20 protein-coding genes are annotated in these 17,257 nt (G+C 70.4%); 10 read left to right on the top strand and 10 right to left on the bottom strand.

The window, feature by feature from the left end:
- Nucleotides 1–16: 16 nt before the first annotated feature.
- Nucleotides 17–484, bottom strand: coding sequence for a pyridoxamine 5'-phosphate oxidase family protein (locus tag ABZT06_RS40715; RefSeq protein WP_355752785.1), 468 nt, complete (start codon nt 482–484; stop codon nt 17–19).
- 166 nt (nt 485–650) lie between these two features.
- Here ABZT06_RS40715 and ABZT06_RS40710 point away from each other — a divergent pair, with 166 nt between their 5' ends.
- Nucleotides 651–1,292 carry a cysteine hydrolase gene (locus tag ABZT06_RS40710; protein ID WP_355752783.1) on the top strand — a complete coding sequence of 214 codons (642 nt, stop codon included), beginning with the start codon at nt 651–653 and terminating at the stop codon, nt 1,290–1,292.
- Between the two features lie 4 nt (nt 1,293–1,296).
- On the opposite strand, the gene ABZT06_RS40705 is transcribed toward ABZT06_RS40710, so the two are convergent.
- On the bottom strand, nt 1,297–1,728 hold the full coding sequence (locus ABZT06_RS40705) for a Rieske (2Fe-2S) protein (RefSeq protein WP_355752781.1): 432 nt from the start codon (nt 1,726–1,728) through the stop codon (nt 1,297–1,299).
- Between the two features lie 91 nt (nt 1,729–1,819).
- Between ABZT06_RS40705 and ABZT06_RS40700 the strand changes: the two genes are divergently transcribed.
- The 7 genes from ABZT06_RS40700 to ABZT06_RS40670 all read left to right on the top strand — a co-directional run bounded on the left by ABZT06_RS40700 (nt 1,820) and on the right by ABZT06_RS40670 (nt 8,318).
- Nucleotides 1,820–2,584, top strand: coding sequence for a HipA family kinase (locus ABZT06_RS40700; RefSeq protein WP_355752780.1), 765 nt, complete (start codon nt 1,820–1,822; stop codon nt 2,582–2,584).
- Nucleotides 2,581–3,030: a DUF3037 domain-containing protein gene (locus ABZT06_RS40695; RefSeq protein WP_355752778.1), complete on the top strand. Its 450-nt coding sequence runs from the start codon at nt 2,581–2,583 to the stop codon at nt 3,028–3,030. The genes ABZT06_RS40700 and ABZT06_RS40695 overlap by 4 nt, the downstream gene beginning before the upstream one ends.
- A 127-nt stretch (nt 3,031–3,157) precedes the next feature.
- A complete protein-coding gene (gene fabG / locus ABZT06_RS40690; protein ID WP_355752776.1) occupies nt 3,158–3,919 on the top strand; it encodes a 3-oxoacyl-ACP reductase FabG in 762 nt (253 codons plus the stop codon).
- Between the two features lie 12 nt (nt 3,920–3,931).
- Nucleotides 3,932–4,696: an SDR family oxidoreductase gene (locus ABZT06_RS40685; RefSeq protein ID WP_355752774.1), complete on the top strand. Its 765-nt coding sequence runs from the start codon at nt 3,932–3,934 to the stop codon at nt 4,694–4,696.
- A 191-nt stretch (nt 4,697–4,887) separates the two neighbouring features.
- Nucleotides 4,888–6,468, top strand: coding sequence for an ABC transporter substrate-binding protein (locus ABZT06_RS40680; RefSeq protein ID WP_355752772.1), 1,581 nt, complete (start codon nt 4,888–4,890; stop codon nt 6,466–6,468).
- 68 nt (nt 6,469–6,536) lie between these two features.
- Nucleotides 6,537–7,220: a uracil-DNA glycosylase gene (locus ABZT06_RS40675; protein ID WP_355752770.1), complete on the top strand. Its 684-nt coding sequence runs from the start codon at nt 6,537–6,539 to the stop codon at nt 7,218–7,220.
- 579 nt (nt 7,221–7,799) lie between these two features.
- Nucleotides 7,800–8,318, top strand: coding sequence for a hypothetical protein (locus ABZT06_RS40670; protein ID WP_355752768.1), 519 nt, complete (start codon nt 7,800–7,802; stop codon nt 8,316–8,318).
- A gap of 12 nt (nt 8,319–8,330) precedes the next feature.
- On the opposite strand, the gene ABZT06_RS40665 is transcribed toward ABZT06_RS40670, so the two are convergent.
- The gene (locus ABZT06_RS40665) at nt 8,331–8,777 is read right to left on the bottom strand and encodes a hypothetical protein (RefSeq protein WP_355752766.1); all 447 of its coding nucleotides are present in this window, start codon (nt 8,775–8,777) and stop codon (nt 8,331–8,333) included.
- 199 nt (nt 8,778–8,976) lie between these two features.
- Entirely contained in the window at nt 8,977–9,489 is a 513-nt protein-coding gene (locus ABZT06_RS40660; RefSeq protein WP_355752764.1) for a DinB family protein, read from the bottom strand.
- A 121-nt stretch (nt 9,490–9,610) separates the two neighbouring features.
- Here ABZT06_RS40660 and ABZT06_RS40655 point away from each other — a divergent pair, with 121 nt between their 5' ends.
- Nucleotides 9,611–10,516 carry a Gfo/Idh/MocA family oxidoreductase gene (locus tag ABZT06_RS40655; RefSeq protein ID WP_355752762.1) on the top strand — a complete coding sequence of 302 codons (906 nt, stop codon included), beginning with the start codon at nt 9,611–9,613 and terminating at the stop codon, nt 10,514–10,516.
- Here ABZT06_RS40655 and lnt read toward each other — a convergent pair.
- From lnt to ABZT06_RS40625, 6 genes are all read right to left on the bottom strand, one after another.
- A complete protein-coding gene (lnt, locus tag ABZT06_RS40650; protein ID WP_355752760.1) occupies nt 10,440–12,008 on the bottom strand; it encodes an apolipoprotein N-acyltransferase in 1,569 nt (522 codons plus the stop codon). The two genes, ABZT06_RS40655 and lnt, sit on opposite strands and share 77 nt — an antisense overlap.
- A gap of 64 nt (nt 12,009–12,072) precedes the next feature.
- On the bottom strand, nt 12,073–12,555 hold the full coding sequence (locus tag ABZT06_RS40645; protein WP_355752758.1) for a nuclear transport factor 2 family protein: 483 nt from the start codon (nt 12,553–12,555) through the stop codon (nt 12,073–12,075).
- Nucleotides 12,556–12,622: 67 nt separating this feature from the next.
- Nucleotides 12,623–13,795 (bottom strand): FAD-dependent monooxygenase, encoded by a 1,173-nt coding sequence (locus ABZT06_RS40640; protein ID WP_355752757.1) that lies wholly within the window; start codon nt 13,793–13,795, stop codon nt 12,623–12,625.
- A gap of 43 nt (nt 13,796–13,838) precedes the next feature.
- A complete protein-coding gene (locus ABZT06_RS40635; RefSeq protein ID WP_355752755.1) occupies nt 13,839–14,018 on the bottom strand; it encodes a hypothetical protein in 180 nt (59 codons plus the stop codon).
- 440 nt (nt 14,019–14,458) lie between these two features.
- Entirely contained in the window at nt 14,459–15,334 is an 876-nt protein-coding gene (locus tag ABZT06_RS40630; RefSeq protein WP_355752753.1) for an undecaprenyl-diphosphate phosphatase, read from the bottom strand.
- A gap of 123 nt (nt 15,335–15,457) precedes the next feature.
- Nucleotides 15,458–15,928 carry a helix-turn-helix domain-containing protein gene (locus tag ABZT06_RS40625; RefSeq protein ID WP_355752751.1) on the bottom strand — a complete coding sequence of 157 codons (471 nt, stop codon included), beginning with the start codon at nt 15,926–15,928 and terminating at the stop codon, nt 15,458–15,460.
- Between the two features lie 124 nt (nt 15,929–16,052).
- Between ABZT06_RS40625 and ABZT06_RS40620 the strand changes: the two genes are divergently transcribed.
- Nucleotides 16,053–17,222: a thiolase family protein gene (locus ABZT06_RS40620; protein ID WP_355752749.1), complete on the top strand. Its 1,170-nt coding sequence runs from the start codon at nt 16,053–16,055 to the stop codon at nt 17,220–17,222.
- Nucleotides 17,223–17,257 lie beyond the last annotated feature (35 nt).

Raw genomic sequence — 17,257 nt, 5'->3', positions numbered from 1 at the left:
CGTCCGCCGGACAGGCCTACGCCGAACCCAGCTTGCGGAAGTCCCAGGAGACGATCTTCTCCGGGGTCAGCCGTATCCACGCGTGCCGTCCGTCGTGCGGCATCTCCTCCAGGCGGAAGTTCTTGCGGGCGAACAGCGTCTCCGGGACGTCGAGTTCTGCGCACAGCTCGCCGGTGCGCGGAGCCTCGCCCACGAAGTCAACGGCGCCGGACAGCTCCACGCCCTGCAGTTCGTCGTACTCCTCACCCGTGTCGACCACGATCGCGACCCGCGGGTCGCGGCGCAGGTCGGTCCAGCGCTTGCTGCGCACGACCGAGTACAGCCACATCGAGGTGCCGTCCCAGGCGAACCAGAGCGTGCTCACATGCGGGGCGCCGTCGGCGGAGACCGTGGCGACCCGGCAGGTGCGCTGGCTGGTGAGGAACTCGTCCAGCTCCCCCGGCGTCATCATGATCTTCCGGCCCCTGCGCTGAGTGACGGTCATGCATCCCCCTCTGTCTCTCACGTCGTGTCAGAGGAGAGATCCTCTGACATCACGTCAGAAAAGGATGGGTCGTCTTCCGTCTCCACGCAATGGTGGCTAATGTCACCGGCTCCGGACCACCGGCTCCAGCCCACCGGCTCCGGAGCACCGGCGACGAGGGGGAACCGTGCCGTCGTACGACCGACTCAGCGAACTGCTCGATCCCGGGGCCACCGTCCTGCTCACCGTCGAGTGCCAGCAGGGCGTCGTCGGACCGGAGAGCGCCCTGCCCGAACTCGCCCGCGCGGCACGGACCTCGGGCGCTCTCGCCAACGTCGCCCGACTGGTCGCCGCCGCGCACGACAGCGGGGTCCAGGTGATCCACGCGATCGCCGAACGCCGTCCGGACGGGCGCGGCGCGAACCGCAACGCCCGCCTCTTCGGCGCCGCCGAACGCCTGCCCGTCCAACAGCTCGCCGGGACCACCGCGGTGCGGGTGGCGGCCCCGATCGAGGTGAGCGAGGAGGACTTCGTCGTACGACGGCTGCACGGCCTGTCGCCGATCCAGGGCACCGAGGTCGACGCGCTGCTGCGCAACCTCGGCTGCCGCACCCTGGTCGTGACCGGGGTCTCCGCCAACGTGGCGGTGCCCAACGCCGTCTTCGACGCGGTGAACCGCGGCTACCACGCCGTGGTGGTGACGGACGCCGTCGCCGGGGTGCCCTCCGACTACACCGCGGCGATGATCCGTCACACGCTCGCCCTCGTCGCCACCCTCGCGACCACGGACGAGGTGCTGTCCTGTCTCCAGCGCTCCCGCCGTGCCTGACCTCTCATGCGAGCGTGATGGAGTCGCCGCTGACGGTGATCTTCTCCTCGGGCAGCGGCTGGGTCGCCGGCCCCTTCTTCACGCTGCCGTCGGCCACCGAGAACTCGCTCTTGTGGCACGGACAGGTGATGACCCCGTCGGTGATGCCCGACACCGCGCATCCCTGGTGGGTGCACTTCGACGAGAACGCCTTGAACTGACCCGCCGTGGGCTGGGTGACCACCACGCCCGAGTCCTTGAAGATCTTGCCGCCGCCCTCGGGGATGTCCGAGGTCTTCGCCAGAACGCTGCCGCCGGCGGCCGTGTCCGACGACGAGGAGGGCTCGTCCTCCGACCCGCACGCGTTCAGGGTGAGGGCGAGCCCCGCCGCGCCGACCGCCGCCACGACGACCCGGCGACTGGGGGCCGATGCGGGATGAATCGATTCGCTGGCCATGCTGACGTCCCTTTCCACGGAATATTTCAAGTGCCCTGAGGTACGGCCCCGGAGTGCCTGTTGTTCAGACACCCCCCAGTAACCTGGGGCGATGCTCAAGGAAGCCATCGCGACCCGCTACATCACGCCCCTGCGTGAGGGTGGCTCGCTGCCGGGGCTCGTCGAGGCCGACGACCACGGGACGTACGTCATCAAGTTCACCGGCGCAGGTCAGGGCCGCAAGACGCTGGTCGCCGAGGTGGTGGCCGGAGAGCTCGCCCGCCGGCTCGGCTTCCGGGTGCCGCGGCTCCTGACGCTCGACCTCGACCCGGACCTGGGACTCGGCGAGCCCGACGAGCGAGTGCAGGAGCTTCTCAGGTCCAGCGGCGGCACGAACCTCGGCATGGACTTCCTCTCCGGAGCGCTCGGCTTCGACCCCCTCGCCTTCCCGGTGAGCCCCGAGGAGGCCGGCCGGATCGTCTGGTTCGACGCGCTGGTCAACAACGTCGACCGCTCCTGGCGCAACCCCAACCTGCTGTGGTGGCGGCGCGAGGTGTGGCTCATCGACCACGGCGCGACCATGATCTGGCACCACAACTGGCCCGGCGCCGAGAAGTCCGCCGCCCGTCCCTACGACGCCTCGGACCACGTCCTGAGGCCCTTCGCGCCGAATGTCGCCGCGGCCGCCGCCGAACTCGCCCCCCAGATCACCGAGGGCCTGCTGGCCGAGGTCACCGCCGAGATCCCGGACGCCTGGCTGGCGGACGAGCCCGGCTTCGACACCCCGGACGAGCTGAGAAGGGCGTATGCCCGGCCCCTGCTTCTGCGGGCCGCCGCAGTTCACGACCGCATCACGGGAATCGAGGGGGACAGGTGAGCGAGCGCCACATCCACATGGCGGGCAGCGTCGTCGAACGCCACGTCATCAGGGGTGGACGGAGCAGTGAGCGGGACGTCTTCGAGTACGTCCTGCTGCGGGTCGTCCCCCGGATCGAACGCGGCGAGGGCATCAACGCCGGCGTGCTCGTGTACTGCCGCGCCAAGGCGTACGTCGGTGTGCGCACCCACCTCGACGAGGCCCGGCTGCGGGCGCTCGACCCGGACGCGGACGTGGCCGGCGTGCGGGCGGCGCTCCAGGCCGTCGAGGTGATCTGCGCCGGGGGTGAGGGGGCCGGACCGGCTGCGCGGGACGACGCCGGCCGCCGCTTCCGGTGGCTCGTCGCCCCCCGCTCCACGGTCGTCCAGCCGGGCCCCGTGCACACCGGACTCACCCTGGATCCGGCGGCCGAACCGGAGCGCCTGCTCGACCTGCTGGTGAGGTAATGGATCACACCGGTCCCGTGGGACGTTGACACCGCGTGCCAGGGCTTCTAGCGTCACGTCTGCCGAAGGTACTAAGCGGTCGCTCACCAACCCGGCCGAACATTCTCAAGGGCGAGGAGAACCAGCAATGTCCACCACTGAGCAGCGGGTAGCCGTGGTCACGGGTGCCGCACGCGGCATCGGCGCCGCCACCGCCGTACGACTGGCGGCCGAGGGCCGCGCGGTCGCCGTGATCGACCTCGACGAGGCGGCCTGCAAGGACACCGTGGAGAAGATCACCGCGGCCGGCGGCCGGGCGATCGCGGTCGGCGCGGACGTCTCCGACGAGGCCCAGGTGCAGGCCGCCATCGCGCGCGTGGCCGAGGAGCTGGGCGCGCCGACGATCCTCGTGAACAACGCGGGCGTGCTCCGCGACAACCTGCTGTTCAAGATGAGCGTCGCCGACTGGGACACCGTCCTGAACGTGCACCTCAAGGGCTCGTTCCTGGTGACCAAGGCCGTTCAGAAGCACATGGTCGACGCGGGCTTCGGCCGAATCGTCAACCTGTCCTCCTCCTCGGCGCTCGGCAACCGCGGCCAGGCCAACTACTCCGCCGCCAAGGCCGGTCTCCAGGGCTTCACCAAGACCCTCGCCATCGAGCTCGGCAAGTTCGGCATCACCGCCAACGCCGTCGCCCCCGGCTTCATCGCCACCGATATGACCGCCGCCACCGCCGAGCGCGTCGGCATGGGCTTCGAGGAGTTCAAGGCCGCGGCCGCCACCCAGATCCCGGTCGCGCGCGTGGGCGAGGCCGAGGACATCGCCAACGCCATCGCCTTCTTCACGGGCGAGGCGGCCGGTTTTGTCTCCGGCCAGGTGCTGTACGTCGCCGGCGGACCGCTCGACTAGGGAAACGGGACCATGACTTCGCAACTCCCCGAGCCTTCGGGCAAGGTCGCGCTCATCACGGGCGCCAGCCGCGGTATCGGCTACGGCGTCGCAGAGGCGCTCGTCGCGCGCGGCGACCGGGTGGTCATCACCGGCCGCACCGAGGACGCGCTCAAGGAGGCCGTCGAGCAGCTCGGCTCCGAACGCGCCGTCTATGTCGCCGGCAAGGCGCACGACGAGGAGCACCAGCGGGTCGCCGTCGAGCGCGCCATGGACGCCTTCGGCCGTGTCGACTACCTGATCAACAACGCCGGTACCAACCCGGTGTTCGGGCCCATCGCCGACCTGGACCTGAACGTGGCCCGCAAGGTCTTCGAGACCAACGTGATCTCCGCGCTCGGCTTCGCGCAGAGGACCTGGCACGCCTGGCAGAAGGACAACGGCGGCGCCATCGTCAACATCGCCTCCGTCGCGGGCATCGCGCCCTCGCCCTTCATCGCCGCCTACGGGGTCAGCAAGGCCGCGATGATCAACCTCACCCAGCAACTCGCGCACGAGTTCGCGCCCAAGGTGCGGGTCAACGCGATCGCGCCTGCCGTCGTGAAGACCAAGTTCGCGCAGGCCCTGTACGAGGGCCGGGAGGAGGAGGCGGCCGCGTCCTACCCGCTGGCCCGGCTCGGGGTGCCCTCCGACATCGGCGGCGCCGCGGCCTTCCTCACCTCGGCGCAGTCCGACTGGGTCACCGGCCAGACGCTCGTCGTCGACGGCGGCATCTTCCTCAACGCCGGCGTGGGCTGACCTGCGTCGCCTCGGCACGGGCGCCCGTTGACACCGACGGCGCCCGTGTCGATGCACAAAAGCCTCACAGGGGCTATACAGGGTCATCACCGATGTGACGATCAAAGCGCCTGTGACGGAACCGGTTGAGTGTGCGGGGCACTGCGGTATGTTTTGCCGACTCTCGGCACGGCATCTCGAGGAGCAAGCGCGTGTTCAAGCGGAACCGATACCTGCCGCCTCTCGCGGCACTCGTGTCCATATCCACGGTGGCCGGATGTGGCGTGTTCTCCTCGGACTCCTCCGACAGCGGGAAGCCGATCGTCGTGGGGACCACCAGCGCCCCGGCCACGCTGGACCCGGCCGCCTCCTGGGACAACTCCTGGGAGCTGTTCCGCAACGTCTATCAGACGCTCCTGAACTATTCCCCCGGTGTGTCCGACCCCGAACCCGACGCCGCCGAGCACTGTGAGTTCACGGACTCGTCGAGCACCGTGTACAGCTGCACGCTGCGGGAGGGGCTGAAGTTCTCCAACGGCCACACCCTGGACGCCAAGGCCGTCAAGTACTCGTTCGACCGGATCAAGAAGATCAACGTCAACGGCGGCCCCGCGGGCCTGCTGGGAACGCTCTCCCGGGTGCAGGCGAAGGGCGATCGCGAGGTCGTCTTCCACCTCAGCCAGCCCGACGCCACCTTCCCCCTGGTGCTCACCACGCCGGCCATGTCGATCGTGGACCCCGAGGAGTACTCCGCGACCGCGATCCGCAAGGACGGGAAGATCAGTGGCTCGGGGCCCTACAGCCTCGACTCCTACCAGGAAGGCGAGAAGGCCGAGCTCGTCCGCAACGACAACTACAAGGGCATCGCGGACCGCAAGAACAAGGCCGTCACCATCCGCTACTTCAAGCAGTCCGACGAGCTGGTCAAGGCCCTCAAGGACAAGGAGATCTCGGTCGTCTACCGCGGACTGGGCGCCTCCGACACCGTGGACATCGAGGTCAACCAGCAGAAGGAGGGGCTCCAGCTCATCGAGAACCCCACCACCGAGATCAGCTACCTGGTGTTCAACCCCCGCGACCCGTGGTCCGCGAAGCCCGCGGTCCGCAAGGCCGTCGCCCAGATCGTCGACCGCCCGGCGCTCGTGCACTACGTCTACAAGGACACCGTCGAGCCGCTGTACTCCATGGTCCCCGCCGGACTCACCGGCCACACCACGAGCTTCTTCGACGACTTCGGGGACCCCAGCGTCGCCAAGGCCAAGAAGCTCCTCACGGAAGCGGGCATCACCGAGCGGGTCCCGCTGACCCTCTGGTACACCAGCGACCGCTACGGCTCGACGACCAAGCCCGCCTTCCAGGAGCTGAAGAAGCAGCTGGAGGCCTCCGGTCTGTTCACGATCACCCTCAAGAGCCGCCCGTGGAAGACCTACGTCGAGGGTTACCAGAAGGGCGAGTACCCGGTGTTCGGGCGCGGCTGGTTCCCCGACTTCCACGACGCCGACAACTTCATCGCTCCCTTCGTGGGCAAGCAGAACGCCCTCGGCACCCCGTACGACGCCCCCGAGATCACCGGCAAACTGCTGCCGGAGTCGCGCGCGGAGAGCGACCGCGGAGCCGTGGGGCCCCAGATCGAGGAGGCCCAGCAGGTCTTCGTGGACGACGCGCGGCTGGTGCCGCTGTGGCAGGGCAAGCAGTACGTGGCCGCGAGCGAGGAGATCGCCGGCCTCGAGAAGGTCATCGACCCGGCGACCATGATGACCATGTGGGAGCTGTACTGGAAGACCAGCTGGTAGCGGCGACTGTCAGTGCGCGCCTGTAGGTTCTGGAGTCTGCAAGTGACCGCACATCGTGAGGAATTGACGTGACCGACACCGCCATGCTGCCCGAGTCCTGGCGCGGGGTTCTGGGCGACGAACTGCAGCAGCCGTACTTCAAGGAGCTGACGGAGTTCGTCGAGGACGAGCGGGCGCAGGGTCCGGTCTACCCGCCCCGCGAGGAGGTCTTCGCCGCCCTCGACGCGACGCCGTACGACAAGGTGAAGGTCCTGATCCTCGGCCAGGACCCGTACCACGGCGAGGGCCAGGGACACGGCCTGTGCTTCTCGGTCCGCCCGGGTGTCAGGACCCCGCCCTCCCTCCGGAACATCTACAAGGAGATGAAGGAGGAGCTCGGTCTGGAGATCCCGGACAACGGCTACCTCATGCCGTGGGCCCAGCAGGGCGTCCTGCTGCTCAACGCGGTGCTCACGGTCCGCTCCGGGGAGGCCAACTCGCACAAGGGCAAGGGCTGGGAGAAGTTCACCGACGCGGTGATCCGCGCGGTGGCCGAGCGGCCCGACCCGGCGGTCTTCGTTCTGTGGGGCAACTACGCGCAGAAGAAGCTCCCCCTGATCGACGAGAGCCGGCACGTGGTGGTCAAGGGCGCGCACCCCTCCCCCCTGTCGGCGAAGAAGTTCTTCGGCTCCCACCCGTTCACGCAGATCAACGAGGCGGTCGCCCAGCAAGGCCACGACCCCATCGACTGGACCATCCCGAACCTCGGCTGAGCCTTCCACCGGGCCGATGCCATGCCGGGCATCGGCCCAGTCTCACGCTGATCCGCGACGGAGACCCGTCGGCGAGCGCCAGGACCGGTTCCGGGAGTGGTTTCCCGCTAGCGGAGTGAATGTGGTCCGACGGTGACGCGGACCCGTCGGGACGGGGAGCGTCATGGGGAGGGGCTGGTCGGCTCGGGTGGCGCGTGCCGATTCCGGGATTGGTTTCCGGTCCGGGAGGTTGAGTGTGGCCTGGTGGGGGAGTCGCTGGGCGGAGATGGTGGTGACGCGGACCTGTCGGGACGGGGGGTGTCTTGGGGAGGGGCTGGTCGGCTCGGGTGGCGCGTGCCGATTCCGGGAGCGGTTTCCGGTCCGGGAGGCCGAGGAGGACCCGGTGGGGCAGCCGCAGGAGGGAGAACGCGGTGACGTGGGCGGAGCCGCCCCGTGAACACCCACAGCGTGCTGGAGGCGGCACCCGACGACGGCGCCGCAGATGGGCGTACCCCGCCACGCGCCGCCGACATGATCCGCCGGACAGGCCCTAGCGTCGGGGGGACAGCGACGACAGCCGACCAAGGCCCGGAGGACGATTTGACGGAGCGACAGGAGCAGACGGCGCCGGATGCCGTGATGACACGCATCGGGCAGGTCGTCATGCTGTGTCACGCGGGGGACCGCGAGGAGGCCCGCCACCGCTTCCTGGCCCTGTGGGCGGAGATCGGCGAGGACGGCGACCCCTTGCACCGCTGCACCCTGGCGCACTACATGGCCGACGCCCAGGACGACCCCTGCGACGAACTCGCCTGGGACCTCAGGGCGTTGACAGCCGCCGAAGAACTCACCGAGGACCGGCCGGCCCGACACGAGCACGCCCTCGCCGTGCGCGCCCTGTATCCCTCGCTGCACCTCAATCTGGCCGCCGACTACGCACGGCTGGCCCGCGCGGATGCCGCCCGCACCCACCTGCGCCGGGCCCGCAGGGCGGCAAACGCCCTGGGGGAGGACAGCTACAGCGACGGTGTGCGGGCGGCGATCAGCAGACTGGAGCTGCGGCTCGGCGAGGGGGGATCCGGTGACGGACGGTGGGGGCCGCCGCCGCAGCGGCCCTGAGACCCGGGCGCCTCAACGCCCGTAGGTCTGGTCGCAGATGACCGACTGAGGGCTGCCCTCCTGCCAGCGGCCGTACTTCCTGCCCAGCGCGCACACGTCCTTCGGGCCCTTGGGAACCGACTTGGGGACCGATTTGGCCACGTCCGGGATCTCGACCCGCGGCTGCCGGTGGTGCGGCGCGTCCGGATGCCACGGTCGCGGATGCGCCGGGTGCGCGGGGCGCTCCGGGTGCGCCGGATGCGCGGGTGCCGGCTGTCGGTCTTGCGGCTGCGGGGAGCCCGCCGCCGTCCCCCGGTCACGGGGCGAAGTTCCGCCCGGCTTCGAGGACGGGGACGGGTCGATCATGGACAGGGCCTCCTGGGCCGGGGCCTGCACGATCTGCGGCTTCGCCTGACCGTCCGGACGGGCGTCCCCCGGTCCCGGAAGCTGCGACGGTGCCGTCGCCGGCGGCCCGGACACGGGTGGACGCTGGACCGTCACACATCCGGTGAGGGCCGAGACAGCCACGGTGACCAGGAGCGTTGCGGTAGTCGTGGTTCGATGCACCCGCGTCACTCTGCTGGGTCGGGCGGCCTCGGCGACAGCGGACGAGCGGAGGTTGCCCCGCACGGGTGATCTCCGTCCCCGTACGGCGTGCTCATGCCTCCCGGTGCTGACGTCAGTCGCCGGTGGCCCCGTCGATGCGCTCGCGGATCAAGTCCGCGTGGCCGTTGTGACGGGCGTACTCCTCGATCATGTGGGTGTAGAGCCAGCGCAGGTTGAACCGCTCTCCGGTGCGGCGGTGCTTGCCCACGGTGACGTCGTCCAGGCCGAAGCGGGCGGCGTTCTCCCGGCTCTTCTCGATCTCGGCCTGCCAGGTGCCGTACGCCTCCTGCCAGGTGTCGGCCTCGGTGAGGCGGAACTCGCCGTCCGGGTCGGCCTCGCTGTAGTAGATCGGCCCCGCGTCCTCGTCGGCCAGGACCCGGCGGAACCAACTGCGCTCCACCTCCGCCATGTGCCGCACCAGACCCATCAAGGAGAGCGTGGACGGCTCCACCGAGGCGGTCCTGAGCTGGGCGTCGGTCAGGCCCTCGCATTTCAGGGCCAGGGTCTGCCGGTGGTAGTCCAGCCAGCCCTCCAGCATGCTGCGTTCGTCGGCGGTGGTCGCGGGTTCGGCGCGCTGAGTCGTCATGCTCGCATCCTGACCCACCCCACCCCTCACCACCAGCGGTTTCCCGGTCACCGGCCGGGGTCCGTCGCGGCCGCCGTATGCTTCCGGCAGGGCCCTGCCCCGACAACCCTGAGGAGTCCACGTGAAGGTCGGCTGCATCGGACTCGGTGACATCGCGCAGAAGGCGTATCTGCCGGTGCTCGGCGGCCTGCCCGACGTGGAACTGCACGTGCAGACGCGGACGCCCGCCACGCTGGCCCGGGTCGCCGACGGGCTCCGCCTGCCCGAGGGACAACGGCACCGGGACCTCGACTCGCTGCTCGCCCAGGACCTCGACGCCGCCTTCGTGCACGCGCCCACGGTCGTGCACCCCGAGATCGTCGCGCGGCTCCTGGAGGCGGGCGTACCGACGTACGTCGACAAGCCGCTCGCCTACGAACTCGCCGACTCCGAACGGCTGGTGGCGCTCGCCGAGCAGCGGAACGTGAGTCTGGCCGTCGGCTTCAACCGGCGGTTCGCCCCCGGGTACGCGCAGTGCGCCGAGCACCCGCGCGAGCTGATCATCATGCAGAAGAACCGGATCGGGCTCCCGGAGGAGCCGCGCGCGATGATCCTCGACGACTTCATCCACGTCGTCGACACCCTGCGGTTCCTGGTGCCGGGGCCGGTCGACGACGTGACCGTACGCGCGCGCGTGGAGGACGGCCTGATCCACCACGTCGTGCTCCAGCTCGCCGGGGACGGCTTCACCGCGCTCGGGGTGATGAACCGGCTCAGCGGTTCGGCCGAGGAGATCCTGGAGGTGTCCGGGCAGGACACCAAGCGGCAGGTGCTCAACCTCGCCGAGGTGATCGACCACAAGGGCCAGCCGACCGTGCGGAGGCGCGGGGACTGGGTGCCGGTGGCCCGGCAGCGCGGCATCGAGCAGGCGGTGCTCTCCTTCCTCGACGCCGTGCGCGCGGGGAAGGTGCTCAGCGCCCGGGACGCGTTGGCGACCCATGAGCTGTGCGAGCGGGTGGTACGAGCGGTCCAGGAGCGGTCCGCCTGAACCGCCGGCCCAGCCGGCCGGCGCACCACACGGCGAGGACCAGCAGGGCCGCGTGCAGCGGCCAGTCGCCGAAGCGGACGTACGGCGTCGTCCCGGTCGCCAGCGGTACGTCGTACACGCGGGAGGTGCTGGCGTCGGTGCCGACCCACTCGCCGACGCGCTGTCCGCTCGCGTCGTAGACGGCGGAGACGCCGGTCAGGGTCGAGTGCACCATCGGACGGCCCGACTCGGCCGCGCGCAGGGCGGCGAGCGAGGCGTGCTGTTCGGGGGCCCAGCTGTTCTGGAAGGACGAGGTCGCCGACTGGGCGATCAGCACCTGGGCGCCGTCCTGGGCGAGATGGCGGCTCATGTCGGGGAAGGCCGACTCGAAGCACACCATCGGGCCGACCTTCAGCCCGTGGCCGACGTTCATCACGACCTGCTCGGAGCCGTGCCTGCGGTTCTCGGCCGCCGCCTTGCCGACCGAGGTGGCCCAGCCGAGCAGCGAGCGGGCCGGGATGTACTCGCCGAAGGGGACGAGGCGCATCTTGTCGTAGCGGTCGCCGGTGAGTCCGTCGGGGCCGACCAGGACCGAGCTCTTGTAGATGCCGGGCTTGTCGGAGCGGCGGGCGTCCACGTTGACGAGGATGTCGGCGCCGGTCTCCGCGGAGAGCGCCGTGATCCGCTTCGCCAGGTCGGGCCGGTCGTCGAGGTCGAAGCCGACACTGCTCTCGCCCCAGACGATCAGGTCGACGTCCTGCCCGGCGAGATCGCGGGTCAGCTGCTCCTCGCGCGCGAAACGCCGGTCGGGGCCGTCGATGACCCCGGGCTGGACGACGGCGATCCGGGTGCTGCCCCCGGACTCGGGGCGCGGTGACCACATCCAGGCCGCCGAGGTCACGGCGGCCGTGGCGACGAGGCCCGCCACCGCGGGGACCCGGGACTCGCGGACCGTCACCAGCACGGCGACGGCCACGTTGACCGCCACGATCAGGAAGCTGATCAGCCACACCCCGCCGACCGAGGCCAGCCGCAGCGCCGGTTCGACCTCCCACTGGCTGGAGCCGAGCACGCCCCACGGGCCGCCGAGCCCCTGCCAGGAACGGACGAGCTCGATGCCGAGCCAGCCCGAGGGCAGTACGGCGAGGGCGGCGGCGATCCGGCCGCGCGAGGGTGTGCCGGCCGTTCCGGCCAGGAAGTGCCGTACCAGCGCGCCCCACGGGGCCCACAGCGCGCCGAGCAGGGCGCCGATGACGAAGATGAACACGCTCAGGCTCGGTAGCAGCCAGTGGTGCATCCCCACCATGAAACCGAAGCCGCCCGCCCAGCCGTCGTACGCCGCCCGTTTCGCCGTGGGAGCCGAGCGGATCAGCGCGATCCAGGGGACGAGGGCGACATAGGCGAACCACCACAGGGACGGTGCGGGGAACGCGAGGACGGGGAGGGCGCCTGCCAGCACCGCGACGGTCGAGCGCCGCCACGGGGAGGCAAGCCAGTGGCCGAACGTGTTCATACGGCGCCTCCTACCCCGTGTGGGTCTCCGGTGTGCGTGTGGTTGACCACCCGAGGACGTCGGCTCAGTTGATCACAGGTGCGGGCCGGGGGTCCGGCAGACGCCGCCACTTCTCCCGCACGACGACCGCGCGCAGCCGCCAGCCGTCTTCCGTGCGCCGCAGGGTGAACGCGTAGCGGCCGCCGCAGACGAAGTCGGGGGCGGTGGAGGGGGAGTCGTCGGTGAGGCGCATGGGGTTGATGTAGTCGGCCTGGACGCGGGCCGTGTCGCCGGTGTCCTGGGCCAGGGTGTCGAACCGGACGCGGCGGTTGACGATGAGGTGTTGCCGCATGGAGAACAGCGTCAGGCTCTCCGCGAGCCATGCGGCGACCTGCCGCGCGTCCCCCTCGATCCCGCCCGCCGAGCGGTAGTCGGCTCGCCCGTCCGAGGTGAACAGTCCTCGGTACGCCTCCCAGTCGCCGTCGTCCACGGCCACGGCGTAGTCGGTGACGAGTGCGTCCACGGACAGCCGGTCCATCACGGTCGCGAGCTCCACACGCTGCGTCATCGGCTCAGTGTTGGGCATGGGGCGGGCCGAGCCAAGAGGCGTGCGGTGACATTCGGAGGGCGGGAGGTCAGCCGTCGGCCAGGACGTCGACCGGCCAGGCGGCCGAGTGCGGGCCGAACCTGTTCCGGGCTGCGAGGGCGACAAGGCGGGCGTTGCGCTCCTCGGCCTCCGGGCCGTCGGGCAGGTGGTAGTCGTGGCCCGCGCGCGCGGAACCGGCCTGCACGGCCGTGGCGGCGGGGGCCCGCCTGCGGACGTACCGGTCCAGTGCGTCGGGCACCTCGTCCGGTGCCGTGCCGGTGAGGCAGTCGCCGAGGACGGCCGCGTCCATGATGGCCTGGGCCGCGCCCTGGGCCTGGAAGGGCACCATCGCGTGGGCGCTGTCCCCGAGCAGCGTGACCCGGCCGACGTTCCAGCGGGGGAGCGGGGCGCGCGTGTGGATGCCGTAGCGGAAGACCTGGCCCGCGCGGTCGAGGACGGTCCGCAGCCGGGGGTCCCAGCCGGCGAAGGTGCGCAGCTGCTCGCCGGGTTCCGCCTGCGCCGTCCACGACTCCTGGGCCGCGTGGTCCGTCACGAACACGGCCACGACGTTGAGGAGTTCACCCCGGCGCAGCCAGTAGTGGACGACGTGGCGGCCCGGGCCGAGCCAGCCGGCGTACTCCGGGAGGTCCAGGTCGGCGACCTCGGCGGCGGGGAGCAGGGCCCGGTAGGCGGCGGTGCGCGAGAACACCGCGTCGTCCGCGCCGAAGAGCCACTGGCGGGCGGCGGAGCGGATACCGTCGGCGGCCACGACGAGGTCTGCGGCCAGGCGTTCACCGCTCGCCGTGGTCACGTGGGCCGCCTTGTCGTCCTGGTCGATCCCCACGACGGGGGTGGCCAGGCGCAGCGCATCGCGCGGTACGGCGGCGGCCAGGGCCTGTTGGAGATCGGCCCGGTGGAGCTGGAGGTACGGCGCCCCGAACTCCTTCTCGGCCTCACGGCCGATGACATAGCGACAGATCTCGGAGCCGTCGGACCAGGTGCGGAAGGTGATGTGGGCCGGGCGTGTGGCCTGTTCCGCGACGGCGTCGAGCAGATCCAGACGGCCCAGTACGCGGGTGGCGTTGGGGGCGAGCTGGATGCCGGCGCCGATCTCGGTGAGCCGCCGGGACCGCTCGACGAGGGTCACGTCATGGCCGGCTCGGAGCAGGCTCAGCGTCGCGGTCAGTCCTCCGATGCCCGCGCCCACGACGATCGCTCTCATGGCATGACCTCACTTCGAGGGGCGCGCCGTTTCGGGGCCGGGCTCAGGCCGCCTCGATGACGGCACTGCGGATCGCGGCCGCCCATTCGACCACCAGCAGTTCGTACTCCGCGCGCTCCTGTGACGACAGCGTGCCGCCGGTGCGCATCCAGAGCGCCCGGATCTGCTCGTTCACCTCGGCAGCAGACCGCACGGAACCAGGGGTCACGGAATCGGGGGACATGCGGACAAGCGTAGGCGCAAGCACTGACAGTCCGCTACCGGACGGCTACGCACAACGTATGTGATTGGTCACGGGTTTCGGGGTGAGCGACCTGTGAAGGCGGTGCGGTCGGTCGATCCAGACGACTACGGACTGGGTTTCACCAGGTGGACGCGCACGGCACTGTCAAAACCCGCTCCGAAGCTGCAGGTGACGTCGGCGACGGCGTCGGGAGCGAGCAGTCGCGGCGGGTTCCCGAACCCGTCCTAGACCTCGTCGTGGTCGAGGAAGCCGAGATCACCGTCCGGGTGGCCGGCAGGGCCGCCGTGCCGGGGTCGGTGGTTTTCGGCCGGCGGGTTCCAGTCCGGTGCCACGCCCGGCGAGTCCAGGGTCGCCGTGCGGCGGCGTTCCAGGTACCCCGGCGCGACCCGCGCGAAGTGCGGGTCAGGGGCATGCGGGTGTCAGCCCGCCGACTCCGCCGCGTGCGGGCTCAGGGCGCCCATCGAGACCAGGGCGATGATGACGATGCCCAGGGCGATGCGGTACCAGACGAAGGGCATGAAGCTCTTGGTCGAGATGAACTTCATGAACCATGCGATGACGGCGTAACCGACGACGAAGGCGATCACCGTGGCGAAGATCGTGGGTCCCCACGACACGTGGTCGCTCTCCAGGGCGTCCTTCAACTCGAAGAGACCGGAGGCCAGTACGGCCGGGACGGCGAGGAGGAAGGAGTAGCGGGCCGCCGACTCGCGCTTGTAGCCCATGAAGAGGCCGCCGCTGATGGTGGCGCCGGAGCGGGAGACGCCGGGGACGAGGGCCATGGACTGGCACAGGCCGAAGATCAGACCGTCCTTGACGCCGAGGTCCTCAAGTCCCTTGCGCTGCTTGGGCGCGCGATGACGCCCGCCGGTCTCGTCGCGTGCCGCGAGACGGTCGGCGACGCCGATGACGATGCCGACGACGATCAACATCGTGGCGGTGACGCGCAGATCGCGGAACGGCCCCTCGATCTGGTCCTTGAACAGCAGCCCCAGCACACCGATCGGGATGGACCCGACGATCACCAGCCAGCCCATCTGGGCGTCGTGATCGCGGCGCAGTTCCTTGTTGCCGAGAGAACGGCTCCACGTCGATACGATCCGCCCGATGTCCTTGCGGAAGTAGATCAGCACGGCGGCCTCGGTGCCGATCTGGGTGATCGCGGTGAAGGCCGCCCCAGGGTCCTTCCAGCCCGAGAAGGCCGCCGTCAGGCGCAGATGCGCGCTGGAGGAGACGGGAAGGAACTCGGTCAGCCCCTGGACGAGTCCGAGGATGAGTGATTCGAACCAAGACATGAAGTTACGGCGTCCAAGTGCTGGTCGTGTGACGGGAGTCGGGCGCGCCGCATCACCGGGCGCGGTGATCGGGGTGCGAGGGCAGCGTAACGCCCCGCGGTGACGGCGCGGCCACAGGGGCGGTCAGGCCGCCGTCGGTCCGGTCACCGTCCACCCGGGGGCCTGGGGGTGAGCCCTCAGGTCCTCGTGGCGGAGCGTGCCCCCACAGGCGGCGCAGGCGACCACGGGCAGCAGCTCGTTGCCGCAGCTGTGCTCGACGACCATGGGCCGGTCGTCGTCCTCGCGCAGGTGCCGGTCGCCCCACGCCATGAGCGTCATCAGCACCGGCTCCAGTTCGAGGCCTGCCTGTGTGGGCCGGTACTCGAAGCGCTGCGGCCGCTCGCTGTAGACCCGCTTGGTCAGGATCCCGGCGTCGACGAGCCGGCGCAGCCGGGTGGCCAGGATGTCCCGCGGGGCGCCGATGTTGCGCACGAGCTGGTCGAACCGGCCGTTCCCCATGCAGACCTCCCGCAGCACGAGCAGGGAGTACTTCTCGCCGACGAGCGCCAGGGCGTCGGCGATGGAGCAGGGGCGCGGGTCTCGGGTGGCGGCCATGATCCCCAGTCTAGGTGAGGGTTTGATTCTCCAACTTGAGGGTTTGATTTTCCAACCCGCAAGGCTATGGTGAGTTTGGATTTCCTACTCACCAGTAGTCGCCGCATTGATGGAGGCCCGGACCATGCGTGACGCAGTCATCGTCGAAGCCGTACGCACCCCCATAGGCAAGGGCAAGCCGAACGGCGCCCTCGCGCATGTGCACCCCGTCGAACTCCTCGCCCACACCCTGCGCACCCTCGTGGAGCGCTCGGGTGTCGATCCGGCGCTCATCGACGACGTCATCGGCGGCACCGTCGACCAGGTCGGCGAGCAGGCCATGAACACCACCCGCTACGCGGCCCTGTCGGCCGGCTTCCCGGAGACGGTCCCGGCGACCACGGTGGACCGCCAGTGCGGTTCGTCCCAGCAGGCCGTGCACTTCGCCGCGCAGGGCGTGATCGCGGGCGCGTACGACATCGTCGTAGCGTGCGGGGTCGAGTCGATGAGCCGTGTGCCGATGTGGTCCAACGTCCCCGAGGGCAAGGACCCCTTCGGCCCCGGGGTCGCCGCCCGCTACAAGGAGGGCCTGGTCCCGCAGGGCATCAGCGCCGAGCTCATCGCCGCCAAGTGGTCGGTCGGCCGCGAGCAGATGGACGCGTTCGCCGTCTCCTCGCACCAGAAGGCGGCGGCGGCCTGGGAGAAGGGCCTCTTCGACGCCGAGGTCGCGCCCCTGGAGGGGGTCTCCCGCGACGAGTGCGTACGCCCGGGCAGCACCGTCGAGACCCTCGCCGGCCTCAAGCCCGCCTACTACGACCCGAACTTCGCCGAACGCTTCCCGCAGGTGGAGTGGAACGTCACGGCGGGCAACGCCAGCCCGATCAACGACGGCGCCTCGGCCGTCCTCATCATGTCGAGCGAGACAGCGGAACGCCTGGGCCTGCGCCCCCTGGCCCGCCTGCACAGCTTCGCCGTCACCGGCTCCGACCCCGTCCTCATGCTCACCGGAGTCATCCCGGCCACGGAACAGGTCCTGCGCCGGGCCCGTCTCACCCTCGACGACATCGACCTCTTCGAGGTCAACGAGGCGTTCTCCAGCGTGGTCCTGGCCTGGCAGCAGGAGACGGGCGCGGACCTGTCCAAGGTCAACGTCCACGGCGGCGCGATAGCGATAGGGCACCCCCTGGGCGCGAGCGGCACCCGCCTGACGACGACCTTGGTGCACGCGATGAGGGAACGCGGGGCCCGGTACGCCCTGCAGACCATGTGCGAGGCGGGAGGACTGGCCAACGCGATGATCCTGGAAAGGGTGTGACGAGTGGGCGTCCGGGGCGCGCCCGGCCCCACCCG

It is taken from the genome of Streptomyces sp. NPDC005483, assembly GCF_040606035.1.
Taxonomy (GTDB): Bacteria; Actinomycetota; Actinomycetes; order Streptomycetales; family Streptomycetaceae; genus Streptomyces.
Note: the sequence above shows the minus strand (reverse complement) of the source record. Positions and strands in the feature narration are given on the sequence as shown.